The organism is Altericista sp. CCNU0014, from assembly GCF_044923475.1.
Classification (GTDB): domain Bacteria; phylum Cyanobacteriota; class Cyanobacteriia; order Thermosynechococcales; family Thermosynechococcaceae; genus JAAURS01.
This window is the reverse complement of sequence record NZ_CP137338.1, coordinates 5,675,226-5,691,730: the sequence shown is the minus strand read 5'-3', so window position 1 is coordinate 5,691,730 and position 16,505 is coordinate 5,675,226. Positions and strand designations below refer to the sequence as shown.

The 16,505-nt window shown below is 54.6% G+C and carries 18 protein-coding genes and 1 tRNA gene; 10 read left to right on the top strand and 9 right to left on the bottom strand.

The window, feature by feature from the left end; genetic code table 11:
• Positions 1-82: 82 nt before the first annotated feature.
• The gene (locus tag R6H26_RS27035; RefSeq protein WP_404787066.1) at positions 83-1,057 is read right to left on the bottom strand and encodes a cysteine synthase A; all 975 of its coding nucleotides are present in this window, start codon (positions 1,055-1,057) and stop codon (positions 83-85) included.
• Positions 1,058-1,235: 178 nt separating this feature from the next.
• On the opposite strand from R6H26_RS27035, the gene R6H26_RS27030 reads away from it, so the two are divergent.
• Positions 1,236-1,309: transfer RNA gene (locus R6H26_RS27030), tRNA-Met, on the top strand.
• A gap of 88 nt (positions 1,310-1,397) precedes the next feature.
• Here R6H26_RS27030 and R6H26_RS27025 read toward each other — a convergent pair.
• The gene (locus R6H26_RS27025; protein WP_404787065.1) at positions 1,398-1,706 is read right to left on the bottom strand and encodes a hypothetical protein; all 309 of its coding nucleotides are present in this window, start codon (positions 1,704-1,706) and stop codon (positions 1,398-1,400) included.
• Here R6H26_RS27025 and R6H26_RS27020 point away from each other — a divergent pair.
• Both R6H26_RS27020 and R6H26_RS27015 read left to right on the top strand, forming a co-directional pair.
• The gene (locus R6H26_RS27020; RefSeq protein ID WP_404787063.1) at positions 1,692-2,054 is read left to right on the top strand and encodes a DUF433 domain-containing protein; all 363 of its coding nucleotides are present in this window, start codon (positions 1,692-1,694) and stop codon (positions 2,052-2,054) included. The genes R6H26_RS27025 and R6H26_RS27020 overlap by 15 nt on opposite strands.
• A complete protein-coding gene (locus R6H26_RS27015) occupies positions 2,054-2,398 on the top strand; it encodes a DUF5615 family PIN-like protein (protein ID WP_404787061.1) in 345 nt (114 codons plus the stop codon). The genes R6H26_RS27020 and R6H26_RS27015 overlap by 1 nt, the downstream gene beginning before the upstream one ends.
• A gap of 251 nt (positions 2,399-2,649) precedes the next feature.
• On the opposite strand, the gene R6H26_RS27010 is transcribed toward R6H26_RS27015, so the two are convergent.
• The 6 genes from R6H26_RS27010 to R6H26_RS26985 all read right to left on the bottom strand — a co-directional run bounded on the left by R6H26_RS27010 (position 2,650) and on the right by R6H26_RS26985 (position 6,940).
• Positions 2,650-3,702, bottom strand: coding sequence for an agmatine deiminase family protein (locus R6H26_RS27010; protein ID WP_404787059.1), 1,053 nt, complete (start codon positions 3,700-3,702; stop codon positions 2,650-2,652).
• Positions 3,703-3,747: 45 nt separating this feature from the next.
• Positions 3,748-4,692, bottom strand: a complete 945-nt coding sequence (locus tag R6H26_RS27005) for an alpha/beta hydrolase (protein WP_404787057.1) — start codon at positions 4,690-4,692, stop codon at positions 3,748-3,750.
• Positions 4,685-5,137 (bottom strand): hypothetical protein, encoded by a 453-nt coding sequence (locus R6H26_RS27000; RefSeq protein WP_404787055.1) that lies wholly within the window; start codon positions 5,135-5,137, stop codon positions 4,685-4,687. Before R6H26_RS27000 ends, R6H26_RS27005 begins: the two co-directional genes overlap by 8 nt.
• Positions 5,138-5,182: 45 nt before the next feature.
• A complete protein-coding gene (locus tag R6H26_RS26995) occupies positions 5,183-5,884 on the bottom strand; it encodes a DUF1995 family protein (RefSeq protein ID WP_404787054.1) in 702 nt (233 codons plus the stop codon).
• Between the two features lie 82 nt (positions 5,885-5,966).
• A complete protein-coding gene (locus R6H26_RS26990; RefSeq protein WP_404787052.1) occupies positions 5,967-6,518 on the bottom strand; it encodes an FKBP-type peptidyl-prolyl cis-trans isomerase in 552 nt (183 codons plus the stop codon).
• A gap of 98 nt (positions 6,519-6,616) precedes the next feature.
• The gene (locus tag R6H26_RS26985) at positions 6,617-6,940 is read right to left on the bottom strand and encodes a phasin family protein (RefSeq protein ID WP_404787050.1); all 324 of its coding nucleotides are present in this window, start codon (positions 6,938-6,940) and stop codon (positions 6,617-6,619) included.
• Between the two features lie 174 nt (positions 6,941-7,114).
• On the opposite strand from R6H26_RS26985, the gene R6H26_RS26980 reads away from it, so the two are divergent.
• The 6 genes from R6H26_RS26980 to R6H26_RS26955 all read left to right on the top strand — a co-directional run bounded on the left by R6H26_RS26980 (position 7,115) and on the right by R6H26_RS26955 (position 14,092).
• Complete coding sequence (locus tag R6H26_RS26980) at positions 7,115-7,534, top strand: hypothetical protein (RefSeq protein WP_404787049.1); 420 nt, start codon at positions 7,115-7,117, stop codon at positions 7,532-7,534.
• Between the two features lie 98 nt (positions 7,535-7,632).
• Positions 7,633-8,601 (top strand): metal ABC transporter substrate-binding protein, encoded by a 969-nt coding sequence (locus tag R6H26_RS26975; protein WP_404787048.1) that lies wholly within the window; start codon positions 7,633-7,635, stop codon positions 8,599-8,601.
• Positions 8,602-8,627: 26 nt separating this feature from the next.
• Positions 8,628-9,407, top strand: a complete 780-nt coding sequence (locus R6H26_RS26970) for a metal ABC transporter ATP-binding protein (RefSeq protein WP_404787047.1) — start codon at positions 8,628-8,630, stop codon at positions 9,405-9,407.
• 8 nt (positions 9,408-9,415) lie between these two features.
• Complete coding sequence (locus R6H26_RS26965; RefSeq protein WP_404791462.1) at positions 9,416-10,261, top strand: metal ABC transporter permease; 846 nt, start codon at positions 9,416-9,418, stop codon at positions 10,259-10,261.
• Positions 10,262-10,400: 139 nt separating this feature from the next.
• Positions 10,401-11,141, top strand: coding sequence for a peptidylprolyl isomerase (locus tag R6H26_RS26960; protein WP_404787045.1), 741 nt, complete (start codon positions 10,401-10,403; stop codon positions 11,139-11,141).
• Positions 11,138-14,092 carry a peptidase domain-containing ABC transporter gene (locus R6H26_RS26955; RefSeq protein WP_404787044.1) on the top strand — a complete coding sequence of 985 codons (2,955 nt, stop codon included), beginning with the start codon at positions 11,138-11,140 and terminating at the stop codon, positions 14,090-14,092. The genes R6H26_RS26960 and R6H26_RS26955 overlap by 4 nt, the downstream gene beginning before the upstream one ends.
• Before the next feature lie 3 nt (positions 14,093-14,095).
• Here the strand turns inward: R6H26_RS26955 and purH are convergent, their stop codons facing one another.
• A complete protein-coding gene (gene purH, locus R6H26_RS26950; protein ID WP_404787042.1) occupies positions 14,096-15,667 on the bottom strand; it encodes a bifunctional phosphoribosylaminoimidazolecarboxamide formyltransferase/IMP cyclohydrolase in 1,572 nt (523 codons plus the stop codon).
• Between the two features lie 91 nt (positions 15,668-15,758).
• Here purH and R6H26_RS26945 point away from each other — a divergent pair, with 91 nt between their 5' ends.
• A complete protein-coding gene (locus R6H26_RS26945) occupies positions 15,759-16,394 on the top strand; it encodes an alpha/beta hydrolase (protein WP_404787040.1) in 636 nt (211 codons plus the stop codon).
• Positions 16,395-16,505: the final 111 nt, after the last annotated feature.

The following is a 16,505-nucleotide window of genomic DNA, read 5'->3' as shown; positions in this document are numbered from 1 at the left end:
TATCGATCTGTGGATGACCAACCATGAGTTTAAGGCTCAACAAAATCAGTTCAGCAGCGATCGTCATGGGCTAGCTAGAACATTATGAGGGCATTAACCCCTTTTCTGCTAGCCATGCAGGGTTATAGAGTTTTGATTGATATCGCGTTCCACCATCGCACAGCACGGTCACAATGGTGTGACCGGGTCCGAGCTGCTTGGCTAAAGCCACTGCTGCCCCTACATTGATGCCGACCGAGCCACCCATAAACAGCCCATCTTTGCGCAGAAGCTGATAGATCGTGCGGATGCATTCGCGATCGTCAATCTGGATGGCATCGTCAATCGGTGCCCCTTCTAAATTTGCGGTCACGCGGCTATTGCCAATCCCTTCCGTCACCGAACTGCCTTCCATACGGATTTCGCCCGTTTTGACATAGCTGTAGAGTCCGCTGCCCATGGGGTCCGCCAGCACAGTCTTGATGTTGGGATTTTTTTCTTTCAGGTAAAGTGCCACGCCAGCATAGGTGCCACCCGTCCCCGTGGCACAGACCCAGGCATCGATCGTGCCGTCGGTTTGCGCCCACAGTTCTGGCCCTGTAGTGGCGTAATGGGCAATGCGGTTGGCCAGGTTGTCAAACTGGTTGGCCCAAATCGCGTTTTCTGTTTCGGCGGCCAGTCGGCCTGAAAGCTTCACGTAGTTATTAGGATCTTTGTATGGCACTGCGGGAACGGCGCGCACGTCCGCCCCCAGCACCCGGAGGGCATCCATTTTTTCCTGGGACTGGGTGTCTGGAATGACGATCGTGCATTTGTAGCCCTTGGCGTTGCAGATGTGGGCGAGACCGATGCCAGTATTGCCAGCCGTACCTTCTACAACCGTCCCGCCTGGCTTAAGCAAGCCTTTGGCTTCGGCATCTTCAATAATGTATAGCGCAGCCCGATCTTTGACCGAACCGCCGGGGTTTAGGAATTCTGCCTTCCCTAAAATTTCGCAGCCCGTTGCATCGCTAAAGCTATTGAGGCGAATGAGGGGGGTGTTGCCAATGGCATTGACGAATCCCTGCTTGATGTCCATAGGTTATGGGTGAAAAGGGTGTGGATAAAAAATGCTTCGGTCTTTTCCCAATCTTACCCAGTCTCATCCCCTTGCAACGGCTCTGCTCTATATTTACGGCCAAATTTCGGCCATAAAATTTTAACCCTCGGTTCTCTAAACCCCAAGGATTATGGCATAATGAAAATCGCTAAGTTTTGGCTCAGTAGCTCAGTTGGTTAGAGCAGGGGACTCATAAGCCCAAGGTCGGCAGTTCAAATCTGCCTTGAGCCATTTGTATCAAAGCATTTTGAACCAATCCCTATTGTTTACGAGCTTCAGGGAGGGGTGATTTGATTTCAGTCAATGACAACAGGCACTTCTAGCATGCACCCCGATGTTCTAAGTCTTCGCGGCTGTCTCGTGCCAGTTTGACGGCATCAATGAGCAGCATTTGTTTGGCAATTTGCCGGGGCTGGGCGAGGGCTTCTAATACCTTGAGGGGAGATGGTGCCTGGGCTAATTGCTTTCTCTGTAATTTTGCGGCCAAAACGTCAGGGGCAAGCCTGAGCTGATTTGCTTCGGCTTGAAGGCGATCGCTAGCTCCTTCAGAGCGGTGATGCACCAAGAGTCCGCACTCTTCGCTGGAGAGGTGGATGGTGAGTTTATGCCAGAATTGAGAAACCCACAATCGGTTGGATTGTTTATCGAGGCGATCGCCACTCCCATGAGCACCGCAACAGCCCATAAATACGTAGAACTCGATGCCAATAACGTTCCCATCATTGCTGGAACTACCATGAAAGTCATCGAATTAGTCGCAGGTCAACTCGCCAACGGCTGGAGTCCCGAAGAACTCCACTTTCAGCATCCCTATCTATCCATGAGCCAGATCCACTCAGCCCTCGCCTACTATTGGGATCACCAATCAGAACTAGATACCGATATTGAACGACGGGAACAGTACGCGACCCAACTTCGACAAACCGCAGGCCAATCCCCACTCGTTCAAAAACTGCGTGCCCAAGGTCTCATTTAGTGGCGATCGCCCTTTACATGGATGAGCACATCCATCGTGCTATAACCATTGGCCTACGCTTGCGCGGTGTAGATGTGCTCACTGTTCAAGAAGATGGATTAACCGCTACCCCCGACCCGCTCATTCTAGATCGTGCCCTCGAATTGAACAGAGTCATGTTTTCTCAAGACCAAGACTTTCTCATCGAAGCCCATCATCGCCAGAACGCAGGCATTCCCTTTGCAGGTGTCATCTATGCCCGTCAATTGGTCGCCGTTGGAGATTGCATCCGCGACCTAGAAATCATTGCCAAAGCAAGCGACCTCGAAGATTTAGCCAATCGAGTTGAATACATCCCCTTTTAGGTCTGCTGCCCAGCTTTCATGACCGCTAAAGTTGAAGCGATCGCTCTTATCGGGTGTCAAGCCTCGCCGGGGTCTCGCATTCCCAACTGTTTCAACCCCGGCACTTCACACCCCGTGGTCAGTGAGCTTGCCGAAGCACCCCTAAAGCCCCACGTCCCGCCCATAGGCAACCCCTGGCGTTTATCCTACTGCCTTCTGGGTGAGTCAAAGCCCTGCGGTTCTTCTAGGAAGTCCGCTCTCATTACAATAAACTATACAGACTGAGGTTCCTGCTGGGTAATGCAGTGAAATGCACCTCCTGCAGTCAAAATGGCTTTGGCCGATCGCCCCACAGTGCGATGATTCGGGAAATGAGCGGCGATCGCCGCCACTGCCGCCCGATCGAACTCGCTCCCGTAGGTGGGCACCACCACGGTGCTGTTGCCAATATAAAAGTTGACGTAGCTGGCTGGCATCACCTGGCCTGCATCGTCCAATACCCGCCCTGGAGAGGGAACAGTCACGACCCGGAGCGGCCTGCCTTGCGCGTCGCTAAAGGTCGCGAGGGTTCGAGCAATGCGCTCTAGGACTGCGGCATTGGGGTCATCGGCAGTCTGGGGCACCATGCACATGACCGCGCCCGGTGCAACAAACCGAGCAATGGTATCGATGTGGCCGTCGGTATGGTCGTTCGCCAACCCGTCCTCCAGCCACAAAATTTTTTGGTAGCCCAACGCAGACTTTAAATCCCGTTCAAGCGTTGCTGGGTCGCGGCCAGGATTGCGATTGGGGTTGAGCAAACATTGGCGGGTCGTCAGGCAAGTGCCTTCGCCATCGGTTTCAACCGATCCGCCTTCCAACACGAAGGAATGCTCGAATACAGGTAAACCCGTTCCTTTCGCAATCTGGGTGGCAACTCGCTCGTCTAACGGCAAGTCGAACTTGCGCCCCCATACGTTGAACTGGAACGTTGCTGCCGCAACGGCCCCCTCCACATCTTTAATAAAAATGGGCGCGCAGTCCCGCAGCCAAATGTCGTCGTAGGGGATGAGGTGGAAGTTGACGGGGATGCGGGCCAGCGCGCGTCTGGCCTGCTCCAGCACTTCTATATTTGCAACCAACAGCTCGATTTGTTCGCCTTGGGCCTTGCCAGTTCTAGGATCGACATCGGCGATCGCCTCGCAAAACGCCACGAATTCGGCCTGAGCTGCCGCTAACGGTTCCCCCCATTCGTACGCGTTATGGGGAAACGCGAGCCAGCAGGCGCGATGAGACTCCCATTCGGCGGGTTGTCGGAAACCGCGAGCGGTAGGCGTTTGGTTCATAGGTTGCAAACCGTTGAAAAATCCATTCCTATCCTATCCTGAGCGCTAAATTCCGGCTCGGTAGGGGGTCGCCGGGGAAAGAGCGGGATTCTCGATTTGCCTCAGAAACGAGTCTACGGATCGAGTCCATCGGGATTTATCTACCGTAACCAGCAATTGATGGTCGGCCTTGGGAAATACGACCAGTTCTTTCGGCCCGCGTAAGTTTTTGACCAAACCTTCGACCTCGGCCACAGTCGTCCACCGATCCTGCCGACCTTGAAAAACGAGCGCGGGACAGTCCACCTGCCGCGCAAACGTAACGGGATTGTGGGCAAAACCATTGGCACCGTGCTGCAAACTTCCCCAAAGGACGAGGAGTTCTGCAAGGCCAAAGTTGGGAATCTTAAAAAACTGAAATCGACTTTTGACCGCATCGACAAGCCGCGCAAACGGCAGCTCCAGAATAACGGCATCGGGCTGCACTCGTTCTAAGGCGATCGCCCGTAAAATCGCAGCGCTGCCCATCGAAACGCCATAGAGCACGATCGGACGTTTCAGCTTTGCGCGGTTGGCATATTCAAACGCCGCTGCCACATCTCGCGCTTCTTTCATGCCCAGCGTTCTGGTATTGCCACTGGAACCGCCCACCCCTTGAAAATCGACCAGAAGGGCATCGTAGTTGAGGGCGTGAAAGGCTTTCGCCGGGGGCAGGAGCTGATTGCCCTTAGTTCCCCCGCTGCCGGGGAACAACAGCACCGTCCCGTTGGATTCGGTTTGCGGGGCCGGAATCTGCCAAGTCTCGATCCAGGCCTTGCTGGAAAGGGGGATTTTTTGCGTCGCGTAGTTCAGCCCCATGTCTGCCGGAACTTTAGCATTCACGGGCTTGGGCGAACCTAAGCCAAACTCCCCCAGTCCGCGATAGTGGGTCATCGTGTAGGCAGCCGCAGCGGCGATCGCATTCACGCCCGCCACCGCAATGAGTCCCCAGCGCAGCCATCGCTTAGCCATCGCGGGTGACGGAGGGAAGGTGCAAGCGATCGATACCTTGCTTGACCCAGTCAATACAGGCTCGTTCGTCCTCAAAGAGCTTGGGTGCCGCTAGATTGTTCAGGCTATCCGGCGGGTAATGGTCGTAAAAATATTTGCCTGCAATTTGTGCGATCAGGATGAGATTGTTTTGGTATACATAGCGCTGTTGCTCGTAGGAAGGTGCGTCCCGCAAGTCGGAGTGGGTCTCTAGGAAGGCTCGGGCGATCGCCATTATCCGCTCTACGGAACCGGCATACTCTTCAGTTGGGTTCACGGCCCGCTGGAACTGTCCCTGTCGCTCGTAGGCGCACAGAAGCTGGTAAGAGAACAGATCGGAGCCGGAAATCATGCCGCACTGAAATGGGATGGCTAAATAGCCGTAGTAAAACGCGAGCTTTTCGTAAAGGTATCGATGTGTTGCCATTGGTGCTGAAAGCGGTTTGAGTTTGGCGTAACGATCCCCTCGAGACTACTGCGTGAGCGCCCTGATCATCTGCTGCATTTCTTGCAGAATTCCTTTTTTTTGAGCTTGGGCGGGTAAGACCTTCGCTAAAATTCGGTCTAGGCGATCGCCCACGGGTCGGCTCTCCTCCTCCCCAACGAGCTGGTAAGCCACGTCGTCATTATCCCACCATACCTGCCAAGCCGATGGGTAAGCCCGAAACACGGCCCCCTTTTCCAGAGGGCGAAGGTAATAGCACGTCTCCAGCAAATCTAAAAACCGCTCTCGCAACTGCCGTCCCGCGTACCCGATCCCGACAATGCTGACGTCTTGAAGCTTGGGGTTGAGCAAAATACAAGGGCGATCGCCTGCTAGCCCGCAAATCTTCTCGACCGTCCCCACCTCGACCGAAGTAGGAGCCACAAACACGAAGGCTTCATCTTCGGGCTGTACGGGTTCTAACAGCTCGTTGACCCCCCGAATCGTATAGGGCGTTTCTCCCCAATCCCGACGGGCCAAAGCCGCAGCGCCTGCATCTGCAAAAAAAACCTTAAACTGCGTCCCTAGCTCGGGAAAGAGGTCGAGGTACTGCTGCACCACGGGCATGGGTTTGAGTTCGGGGAATAGAATTTCAATTTGGAGTTGGGTGCGTCCAGCCGCTAAGGCTGCCTTGGTTGCCTCCACGGACTGCGCGATCGCCATTTCAAGGGTATCGGGAAGTGTCGTCATATCGCTCGCCATCCTTCAACTTGAGCCTACACAAAAGGGGTGCGCTTTCGTCACACCCCTTTAAAGATTCTATATATTCGGCTTACTGAGCGGACAGCAGCTCGACATCAAACACTAGGGTCGCATTGGGCGGAATCACGCCTCCAGCTCCGCGCGCGCCGTAGCCGAGTTCGGGAGGAATCACCAGTTCGCGACGTCCGCCCATCTTCATCGTAGCAACGCCCTCATCCCAACCCTTGATGACGCGTCCGGCTCCAATGGGGAAGGAAAACGGTTCGCCGCGATCGCGGGAACTGTCGAATTTAGAGCCATCGGTGAGGGTTCCGGTGTAGTGAACCGTCACGTTTTGTCCCGTCGTAGGGGAAGCGCCCGTGCCTTCCACAATGTCCTTATATTTCAACCCGGACGGGGTCGTGACGTAGTCTGAATCAGCGCTGGGGCTGCTTTGTGCATCCATAGCAATTAATCGTTCCGTAGAGTTGGATTGTGGTACCGCCGCCACCCGTTCTGTCGTAGCAGCAGAGACCGTTAAGGGGGACGCCAAGACATCGGACGGCTTTGAGGTCAGTTGTACGACGACTAAGGCAACAACGCAAACAATCACGGCTGCCGCACTAATTAAAATTCCTTGCAAGGTCTGTCTCCTCTTTTGGATTGGGTTTGAGTTACCGTATCGTGGGAGCGCGAGGCTTTACGCCCTCCACAAAAGGGTTGGCGAGCTTCGAAAATTGCCTACCGCCACAATTTATTTTCTAGGTCTCGCACTTGACGCTCCAGCCGATCGATTCTACCGCGCAATTCGTCCATTTCAGGCTGGCGAGCCACGCCAAAGTCTTGCATAATGTTGCGAAATTGCCGCTGAAATTGGCTTTCCCACTCGGACGGATCGGTGCGGAGCTGGTGCATGAGGTCTTCCACAAAAGCTTTGGCCTGATCCGGGTTGAGCCGTCCTTCCTTGACCCATTCTTCGCTGACTTCGCGGATTTTGTCGGCCACAAAGCTGGTGGTGCCGATGCCCATCAGCAGCATTTGCTTGAGGAAATTGTTAGCGTCCATAGGGGTTACAAGCTGAAGGATAGATAATCTCAGGTAAATCTAAGAAAACGACAAAACAGGATCTTTTGATTACAATCTAAACCATGCCTGCTATCTTTCGTTGAGTGAGGAGCTGAAATCGTGAATCGAAAACTTCTTTTGAACCTGCTTGCGATTCCTGCGGTAGTCGGATCGATGCTGACTTCCCTTTTCATGAACGCCACAATTGCCGATGCTGCAGAGCCATCTAGCGGAGTCGATCCGGTACAATCCTGCGACGCACCCGCCGTCCCCTCCAACTTAAGGTCTTCAGGATTCAGGCACGATCGCGGCACGTTAATCGCATCTTCAGGCGGGATTTCTGGGGACGACTTCGGTACCGATTTCAGCGATGCCGAAAGCGATGCGGCAGTTCAACTGTTTGGATGCGACTGTCCCGCGTGCATCCGCTCTCTGCGACAGTTACACGCCCAATCCTTGAGCCAAAGGGTTTTAAAGAACGGCAGCCAAGGGCATTGCTTGGCAAATCTCCAAAGACGGACTTCTCCCGAACAGGTCAAAGACGTCCTCAAAACGTTAGACGCAGGCAAATCCAGCAAAGTCGAAGCGCTGTAGCCGCATTCGTCAAACTTGCAAGGCATCGCGTCTTTTCATAATCCTTTCATTTTTCGATCTTTTCACCTATGATTGAATTATGAAAGGATTATGAATTTGTGCTGTCTCGACGTACGTTAACCATTGGAATTCGGGTTGCGGTTTTAGGGTTCGTTGCGGTTTTGGGCTTAGCAGGCTGCGGCCCGTCTCTGGATGGGGATCGTCGCCCAGATGCTGGAGACGCCGCTAACCCAAACGCAAAGGGTGAGGGCCAGAAGGTAATTCTGACGACCTTTACCGTTTTGGCGGATATGGGTCAGAACGTGGCGGGAGATAAAGCAGCCGTCCGGTCTCTGGTCAAACCCGGCGCAGAGATCCACGGTTACGAGCCGACGCCCAGCGATCTCGTGCGCGCCCAGGAGGCCGATCTGATTTTAGAGAACGGCCTCAATTTAGAACGCTGGGCCGAGCGGTTTTACAACAGCGTCCCTAAAGTGCCGCACGCGACCTTAAGTACCGGGATCGAACCCGTGGCGATCGCCCGAGACGCCTACCAAGGGAAGCCCAATCCCCACGCGTGGATGTCGCCTCGCAACGCGCTCGTCTACGTCGAAAATATCCGCAAAGCGTTGGCAAATCTCGATCCTGCTAATGCTGACGTCTATGCCCGCAATGCAAAGACCTACAGCCAGCAGATTGCAACCCTCGATCGCAAACTGCGCGAAGAAATCGAGACTCTACCTTTAGATCGACGCTATCTCGTCAGTTGTGAGGGTGCCTTTTCCTACATCGCTCGCGACTATGGATTAAAAGAAGTCTATCTTTGGGCGGTCAATTCAGAACAGCAGGCTACACCTCAGCAAATCGAGCGCGTTATTAAGACGGTCAAAACGCAGCGAATCCCAGCCGTATTTTGCGAAAGTACCGTCAGCGATAAGGCACAGCGTCAAGTGGCCAAGGAAGCCAACGCTAAGTTTGGCGGCGTGTTTTTTGTCGATTCTCTCTCTCCTCGCGATGGTCCCGCTTCCACCTATCTGAAACTGTTGGAGCATAACATCGCTACCTTACTTCAAGGACTGTCAGAGTAACCGCAACGCTTTTGCAAAGGTTCAAGATGATACCGACAACCAGCATTCAAGTCGAACACGTCACCGTTGCCTATAACGGCAAAGTAGCCCTCCACGGCGCAAATTTAGCGCTCAAACCGGGTTCCATCAGCGGGCTAGTGGGCATGAACGGGTCCGGGAAGTCTACGTTATTTAAGGCCATCATGGGCTTTGTAAAACCCGTGACCGGTCGAATTTCGATCGAAGGATTGCCGCTGCGCAGCGCTCAAAAACAGAATCTGATTGCCTACGTGCCCCAGGCCGAAGACGTGGACTGGAATTTCCCCGTGAGCGTCTGGGATGTGGCGATGATGGGACGTTACGGCTACATGAACTTTTTACGCCGACCCAAGCCCCAAGACCGTCAAATCGTGCGGCAGAGCTTGGAGCGCGTTCAGATGTGGGAACTGCGCGATCGCCAAATCGGGGAGCTATCCGGCGGTCAGAAAAAGCGAGCTTTCCTGGCGCGGGCCTTAGCGCAGCAGGGCAGAATTTTGCTTCTCGACGAACCCTTTACGGGCGTGGACATCAAAACCGAGAAAGCCACGATCGACCTGCTGCTGGAACTGCAAGCGGCGGGAAACACGATCTTGATCTCCACCCACGACCTATCTTCGATTACGACCTTTTGCGATCGGGTCGTCCTGATCAATCGCACTATTTTGGCCTACGGAGAAACCTCAGAAGTTTTCACTGAAGAGAATCTTTCGCGCACCTTTGGCGGTTCTGTGGGAGATTTGTCTCTCAGTAAAAGCCGCGTCACCCGTTCCGCTCGAGAGGAAATCTAGTGGATATCGTGCAATGGTTTGTCGCGCCCTTGGCCCATGAATTCATGGTTAAAGCGGTCTTGGTTAGTATGCTGGTGGGGGTTGTCTGCTCGGTTTTATCCTGCTTTATGACCCTCAAGGGCTGGGCGCTGATGGGAGATGCGGTTTCCCACGCGGTGATGCCGGGGGTTGTCATTGCCTATATTCTCAAGATTCCCTTTGCGATCGGCGCGTTTGTGTTTGGCGTGGGTTCCGTTATTGCCATTGGTTTTATCCAGTCCAAAACCCGCATTAAGGAAGATACTGTAATTGGCTTGGTGTTCACGGGATTCTTTGCCCTGGGTTTGGTGTTAGTCTCCAAAACCCCCAGCGCGGTGGATTTAACCCATATTCTGTTCGGCAATGTTTTAGGTATTTCCGACGCAGATATCGTGCAGACGATCGTTATCAGCATCATTACCTTAGTCACGATCGCCTTACTGCGCAAAGACCTATTGCTGTTTTGCTTCGATCCCACCCACGCTCAATCCATCGGCCTCAATACAGTTGCCCTCCATTACACGCTGCTGTCATTGCTCTCCTTAACGGCTGTTGCCGGACTGCAAACCGTGGGTATCATTTTAGTGGTGGCCATGCTGGTGACGCCGGGGGCAACGGCCTATCTCCTGAGCGATCGATTCGATCGGATGCTGGGTTTGGCGATCGCATCCGGGGTCTTTTCAAGCGCGATCGGAACCTATGCAAGCTATCACATTGATGGGTCGACGGGCGGTTGTATTGTCGTGGTGCAGACGCTCTTATTTGTAGTTGCCATGATTTTCGCGCCCAAACATGGGTTGATAGCGCAATCTCGACAAAACGCGTCTTCGAATTAGTCAACCATCATATGAGCGAGCTTGGGTTAAAATTCTTACAGAAGATACGCTCCTGTGTCGAGGAGTCTGTTTCTCCCTGCCCATCTTCCCCATCGGTCGACACTGCCCACCCTTGCTCACCTCTGAGAGTTCTCAATCCGTGAACCCTTCTGTCGTTCTTGGCGATCGCCCTTTGGAATCCGCAGAGCTACTCGCGCTTCTGACTCAGTATCAGATGTTGCCTCAACTGCTGAAGGAACAGTTGATAGACCGGGCAATTCAAGATATTGTCTTGACCGCAGACGAAGAAGGCTTGGCCTTGAAGCAATTTTACGCACAGCAGCACATCGAAGACCAAGCCCAGCGAGAAGCCTGGTTAAAGTACCACCGCATGAGCGCAGAGCGACTGTCAAATCAGGCATTTCGGCGATTTAAACTCGAAAAATTCAAGCATCAGACGTGGGATGCCGCGATCGAGGCCGACTTCTTAAAGCTCAAGCCGCAAATGGATCGGTTCATTTGTTCGATTATCAGAACCCGCAATCTCGAACTGGCTCAGGAGCTGTATTTCCGCCTCAAAGAAGGAGAACAAACCTTTGCCGACCTCGCCCCTCGGTACTCCGAAGGTCCTGAGGCTCAAACCAGCGGCATGATCGGTCCGGTGCCGGCCTCGGGACTGCATCCCAAGCTAGTTCAAGTCCTCTCTAACGGCAGGCCCGGTCAACTCTGGCCGCCTCAGCGGTTGGAAGAATGGTGCATCATTTTGAAATTAGAACAGTATCTGCCAGCCCACCTCGATGCAACGACGCAGCAGCAATTGCTCCAGCGACGCTTTCAAGAATGGCTAGAGCAACAGCTGGAGACGGTTCAATTTTCTATTCCGGGGGATCCGAGACCATGACAGCAGATTTAACTCAGCCGCCGATCGCTCTTCCCCAGTTTCTCAAGACCGTTCCGGGTTTCGACAAGCTGTCCGCTGCAAAATTAGCGCGGTTGGCCCAGCAACTTCAGCCCCTTCGCTATCCAATGGGTCGGGCTATTTTTACGTCTAAAGCACTCCCCACCCAGTTCTCGATTATCTATCAGGGCCAAGTTCGCCTATTAGGCTACGACCCGCGGACAGAGGCTCCTCTGACGCTAAAGCTGCTCGAGCCTGGGGATTGTGTCGGCTGGCTGGGCCTGCTGTGCAACCGCCCCTGTGAAACTGCGATCGCCTCTACGGACGCGATTTGCCTCACGCTGCCTGCCGGGACGTTCCTACAGCTGCTCGAAGGAGAACCCGAGCTAGCCCAACAGTTTCAGCAGCAGCCCAGCATTTTGGAAGTGTTCAACATCTTAGGCCAGCAGCTCGTGCAGCGGGCCGATGGCAGTACCGATCTCAAAGAAATTACGCTAGAGGCTTGGCCCCAGGCGCTCGCCCAAACCTTGTCCCCGCGGACTAAATTATCGCTCAATCCGGCTTTTCAGTGGTTCATCAGCAACAGCACCGTCGCATCAGAAATCGGCACTTCAGTGCGCGAATCCAACGGGACGCCATTCAGTCGCTCGACGGAACCCGTACGGCTGATCGGCTTTCCGGTGATCGTGCCCGCTAAAACAGCACAACAAAATACCGCCCCCACCGTCGTCGAACTGCCCTGGGCTGAAATCCCCGAAGCGCCAGAACGCCCCCCCGAATCGGACGGCTTGCTGACGGGTAAAGCTGCTAAGTACCCTTTTGTAGCCGGACGCGGAGAGATCGACGGACCGCTGGCCTGCTTGCAAATGCTGGCCAAGCACCTCGACGTTCCGTTTCGGCGGGATGTGGTGCGGCGAATTCTGATCACCCAGTCGGAGCGGGGATCGCTGTCGCTGCCAGTGTATGGGGCGATCGCCGAAACGATGGGCATCCGCGCACAGCTCATTGAAGCCTCGTCTGCGATGTTCGCGCAGATCCCCGCGCCCGCCTTAATTTTTTGGCAAGATCGCCTGGCCTTGATCTACCGCATGAGCGCATCGAAAGTGGTGCTGGGGATTCCAGAACACGGCATCGTGCGCAAGCGTCCCGCCCAATTGCTCGTCGATCGAGAAGAACCGTTTCCCGTTCTGTTGCTAGAGCGCACCTCTGAAACGCCTCAAAAGCGATTTACGCTGGGTTGGTTTTGGCCTGCCGTCAAACGCCACCGCAAAGTGCTGATCGAGGTCTTGATCGCCTCCTTTGTCGTCCAGCTTTTTGCCCTCGCCAATCCCCTCGTCACGCAGCTCATCATCGACAAAGTGCTGGTGCAAAACAGCATCGGCACCCTCAATGTTTTGGGTATTTTGCTGTTAGGCGTCGCCGTTTTTGAAGCGCTCCTCAGCAGCTTCCGCACCTATTTGTTTGTAGATACCACCAACCGCATCGACATGACCTTGGGGGCTGAGGTCATCGACCACCTGCTGCGGCTGCCCCTGCGGTACTTTGAAAAACGACCCGTGGGCGAACTGGGCACCCGCGTCAACGAACTCGAAAACATTCGCCAGTTTTTGACCGGCACTGCCCTCACCGTGGTTTTAGATGCCGTATTTTCGGTGGTTTACATTGCAGTGATGGTGTTTTACAGTTGGCTGCTGACGATCGTGGCCCTCGCGACGGTGCCGTTGTTTGGCCTCATGACCCTCTTGGTCTCGCCCATCATTCGCAAACAAACCCGCCTGAAGGCAGAACGCAACGCCGAAACCCAATCTTACTTAGTAGAAGTCGTCTCTGGGATTCAAACAGTCAAAGCTCAAAATATCGAGCTAAAGTCGCGCTGGCAGTGGCAGGAGCGCTACGCTCGCTACGTGAGTGCGGGGTTTGATGCCGTGATTACCTCCACCACGGCTGGAGCCATGAGCAGCTTTTTGAATAAGCTGTCGAGCCTGCTGCTGCTGTGGGTTGGAGCCTATCTCGTGTTGGAAGGCACCTTAACGCTAGGGCAGTTGATCGCATTTCGGATCATTGCGGGGTATACCACCAGTCCGCTGCTGCGCCTGATCCAGCTCTGGCAAAACTTCCAAGAAACGGCGCTCTCTCTGGAACGTTTGGCCGATATTTTGGATCATCCCCAGGAGGTCAGCCCAGAGGACCGTTCCAATATTCCGCTTCCTCCGATCTTAGGTGCGGTGCGCTACCAAGACGTGAGCTTTTGCTTCAAGGACAACGGGCCGCTGCAACTCGAGCACGTGAGCTTGGATATTACGCCTGGCACTTTTGTGGGAATCGTGGGCCAAAGCGGATCTGGGAAAAGTACGCTCATGAAGCTGCTGATGCGCCTCTACGAACCCAAGAGCGGTCAGATCCTCTTAGATGACTACGATGTCAGCAAGGTAGAGCTGTACTCTCTGCGCCAACAGGTGGGAATGGTATTGCAAGACAGCTTGCTGTTCGACGGCACGGTTCAAGAAAATATCGCCCTGACGCGTCCCGACGCGACGGCGGAAGAAATTGTCGAAGCAGCTCGGGTGGCTTACGCCCACGAGTTCATCATGCAGCTCCCCCAAGGTTACAATACCCGCGTGGGCGAGCGCGGGGCCGCCCTTTCGGGGGGGCAGCGCCAACGGGTGGCGATCGCCCGTACCGTCCTGCAAAGTCCGCGCCTGCTGATTTTAGACGAAGCCACGAGCGCCCTGGATTACCTGGCCGAACGGCAGGTTTCTGAAAATCTAGCCAGAGTGTTCCAAGACCGAACTGTCTTTTTTATTACCCATCGGCTCAAGAGCTTGCAAACTGCTGACATCATTTTCATGATGGATCGAGGGAAGATTGTGGAGCAGGGCACCCACGCCGAATTGATGGAGCTTCACAGCCTCTACTACTGCCTGTACCAACAGCAAGAAATGCAAGCTGCGTGATATTTAGTGCAGAAAATGGCGCGTCTGGGTCAAAGCCATCACAATGCCCAGCTCGTCCGCCGCCTTAACGGAATCCGCATCTCGGAGGCTCCCTCCCGGCTGCACGATCGCCCCAATGCCTGCTGCCGCTGCCGCGCGGACCGAGTCATCGAAGGGAAAAAATCCATCGCTGGCTAAGGTCGCACCTTTTGCGCGCTCCGCCGCTTGTTCTAGGGCAATTTTGACCGAACCGACGCGATTCATTTGTCCGGCCCCAACCCCTAAGGTGGTGCGGTCTGCCGCGACGACAATGGCATTGGATTTGACATGCTTGACGACCTTCCAAGCAAATAGCATCTCTGCGAACTGGTCTGGGGCAGGTTGCTTTTGGGTTACAATTTGCCACGCTGAGGGCGGCGTCAACACCTCATCGGCAGCTTGGGCCAAGAAACCACCCGCGATGGTTTTAAGCGTTATGGAAGGGCCGCTCAGCAGGTCCGGCAAAACCATCACCCGCACCTTACCTTTTGCCTTCAGAATGGCCTCGGCTTCGGCGTCGCAGCCGGGGGCCACGACGCATTCTAAAAAGGTTTGGGTCAGTGCCTGGGCGGTCGCGGCATCGATGGGGCGATTGAGGGCCACAATGCCGCCAAAAGCTGAGGTGGAATCCGCTTCAAAGGCTTTTTGATACGCCGACGCGATATCTTTTGCTTGCGCGACACCGCAGGGATTGTTGTGTTTCAAGATTGCGGCAGCGGGTTCGTCTTCTGGGCTGGCAAATTCGGCAATAATTTGACGGGCGGCTTCGAGGTCTACGAGGTTGTTATAGCTCAGTTCTTTGCCTTGGAGTTGAGTGGCCGCAGCCCAGCCCGTGGGAGGGGTGCCGCTTTGGTACCAAATAGCACTTTGGTGCGGGTTTTCGCCGTAGCGGAGCGTCTGCTTTTCTCGACCAGAGAGCAGCAAGGTTTTGGGAAGGGTCTCCGACGGTGCGGCGGGAGCGGAAACCCGATCCAGATAATGGGCGATCGCTTGGTCGTAGGACGCCGTGAGTGCAAACACCTTAAGCGCGCAGGCTTGACGGAAAGCGAGAGTGGGTTCGCCGTGAAGCTGAAGTTCGCTGAGATAAGTCTCGTACTGGTCGGGGGCGCAGAGTACCGTCAGGTGGGCAAAGTTTTTCGCCGACGCCCTCAGCATGGCAGGACCGCCGATGTCAATTTGCTCGATCGCCGCTGCTAAATCCGTCACGCCGCGTTGCTGTTGGTCGGCAATGGTTTGCTCGAAAGGGTAGAGATTTACCACCACGAGGTCAATGGGTCTGATGTGGTTGGCCGCAAGATCGGCGCGATCGCTTTCCAGGTCGCGCCGAGCCAGAATGCCGCCGTGAATGCGAGGGTGAAGCGTTTTGACCCGTCCTCCCAAAATTTCCGGCGCGCCCGTATAGTCCGACACTTTGACAACGGGGATACCCGCTGCCTTAAGGGTCGCTGCCGTACCGCCGCTGCTGATGATTTCAAAGTCAAACTCGTTCGCGAGCCGCTGGGCAAACTCGACCAGTCCAGTTTTATCGGAAACGCTTAAAAGTGCCAGACGAGTCATGGTGAAATCAAACCTGCTTTGAATGCGACGCCCTTACCAGCATAAAGGCGGATTGGCTGTCTTAACATACAGTAGGTAAGAGTATTCTCGATTGAGGAACGTTGCTTTGTCCTTGAATGCGATCGCCTTTCCTTCCCCTCCCCTCGCATCTCCCATGGGTCGCCTGGTCGGATTGCACGGTTGGGGCTCCAATGCCCAAGACCTCGCGTCTCTCGCGCCCTATTTAGATCTCAAGGGCTATCAATACGTATTTCCCAATGGACCCATGCCCCATCCAGATGTCCCTGGCGGGCGCATGTGGTACGACCTGTCTGACTTCGCGACACGCCGAGGACTCCCCGAAAGCCGCCAACAACTAACGGATTGGCTTTTATCTTTAGAAAGCGTTGACGGCGTTCCCTTGAACAAAACGTTCCTGACGGGCTTCTCCCAGGGTGGAGCTATGACGTTAGATGTGGGGACTCACTTGCCTGTCGCGGGATTGGTGGTGCTGAGCGGCTACCTGCATCCTTTAGAGATTCGCCCCCTGCCCCAAACCTTTCCGCCCATCCTGATGATCCACGGTCTCCAGGACACGGTCGTCCAGATTGCCATGGCACGGAAATCTCACGAGGCATTGCTTCAGGCTGGAGCTAAGGTGCAATATCACGAGTTAGAGATGGCCCATGAGATTCAGCCTGAGGTCATGAAGTTAATTCAAGACTTCGTTCAGCAACAGTCACCCTAACAGAGACGCGAAGTCAAGGTACGAACCATGGCAGTCTGAGCGGCAAGCCCATTTCATCTTGATTTTATTTTTGTGTGAGAAGTTTGGATCTGTAAGTTCTGACGCTCTCCT

Coding starts and splice junctions, on each gene's coding strand:
- R6H26_RS27035 (WP_404787066.1), bottom strand. CDS start 1,057: ATGGACATCAAGCAGGGATTCGTCAATGCCATTGGCAACACCCCCCTC.
- R6H26_RS27000 (WP_404787055.1), bottom strand. CDS start 5,137: ATGGCAACACATCGATACCTTTACGAAAAGCTCGCGTTTTACTACGGC.
- R6H26_RS27005 (WP_404787057.1), bottom strand. CDS start 4,692: ATGGCTAAGCGATGGCTGCGCTGGGGACTCATTGCGGTGGCGGGCGTG.
- purH (WP_404787042.1), bottom strand. CDS start 15,667: ATGACTCGTCTGGCACTTTTAAGCGTTTCCGATAAAACTGGACTGGTC.
- R6H26_RS26980 (WP_404787049.1), top strand. CDS start 7,115: ATGCTGACTTCCCTTTTCATGAACGCCACAATTGCCGATGCTGCAGAG.
- R6H26_RS27010 (WP_404787059.1), bottom strand. CDS start 3,702: ATGAACCAAACGCCTACCGCTCGCGGTTTCCGACAACCCGCCGAATGG.
- R6H26_RS26985 (WP_404787050.1), bottom strand. CDS start 6,940: ATGGACGCTAACAATTTCCTCAAGCAAATGCTGCTGATGGGCATCGGC.
- R6H26_RS26955 (WP_404787044.1), top strand. CDS start 11,138: ATGACAGCAGATTTAACTCAGCCGCCGATCGCTCTTCCCCAGTTTCTC.
- R6H26_RS26995 (WP_404787054.1), bottom strand. CDS start 5,884: ATGACGACACTTCCCGATACCCTTGAAATGGCGATCGCGCAGTCCGTG.
- R6H26_RS26970 (WP_404787047.1), top strand. CDS start 8,628: ATGATACCGACAACCAGCATTCAAGTCGAACACGTCACCGTTGCCTAT.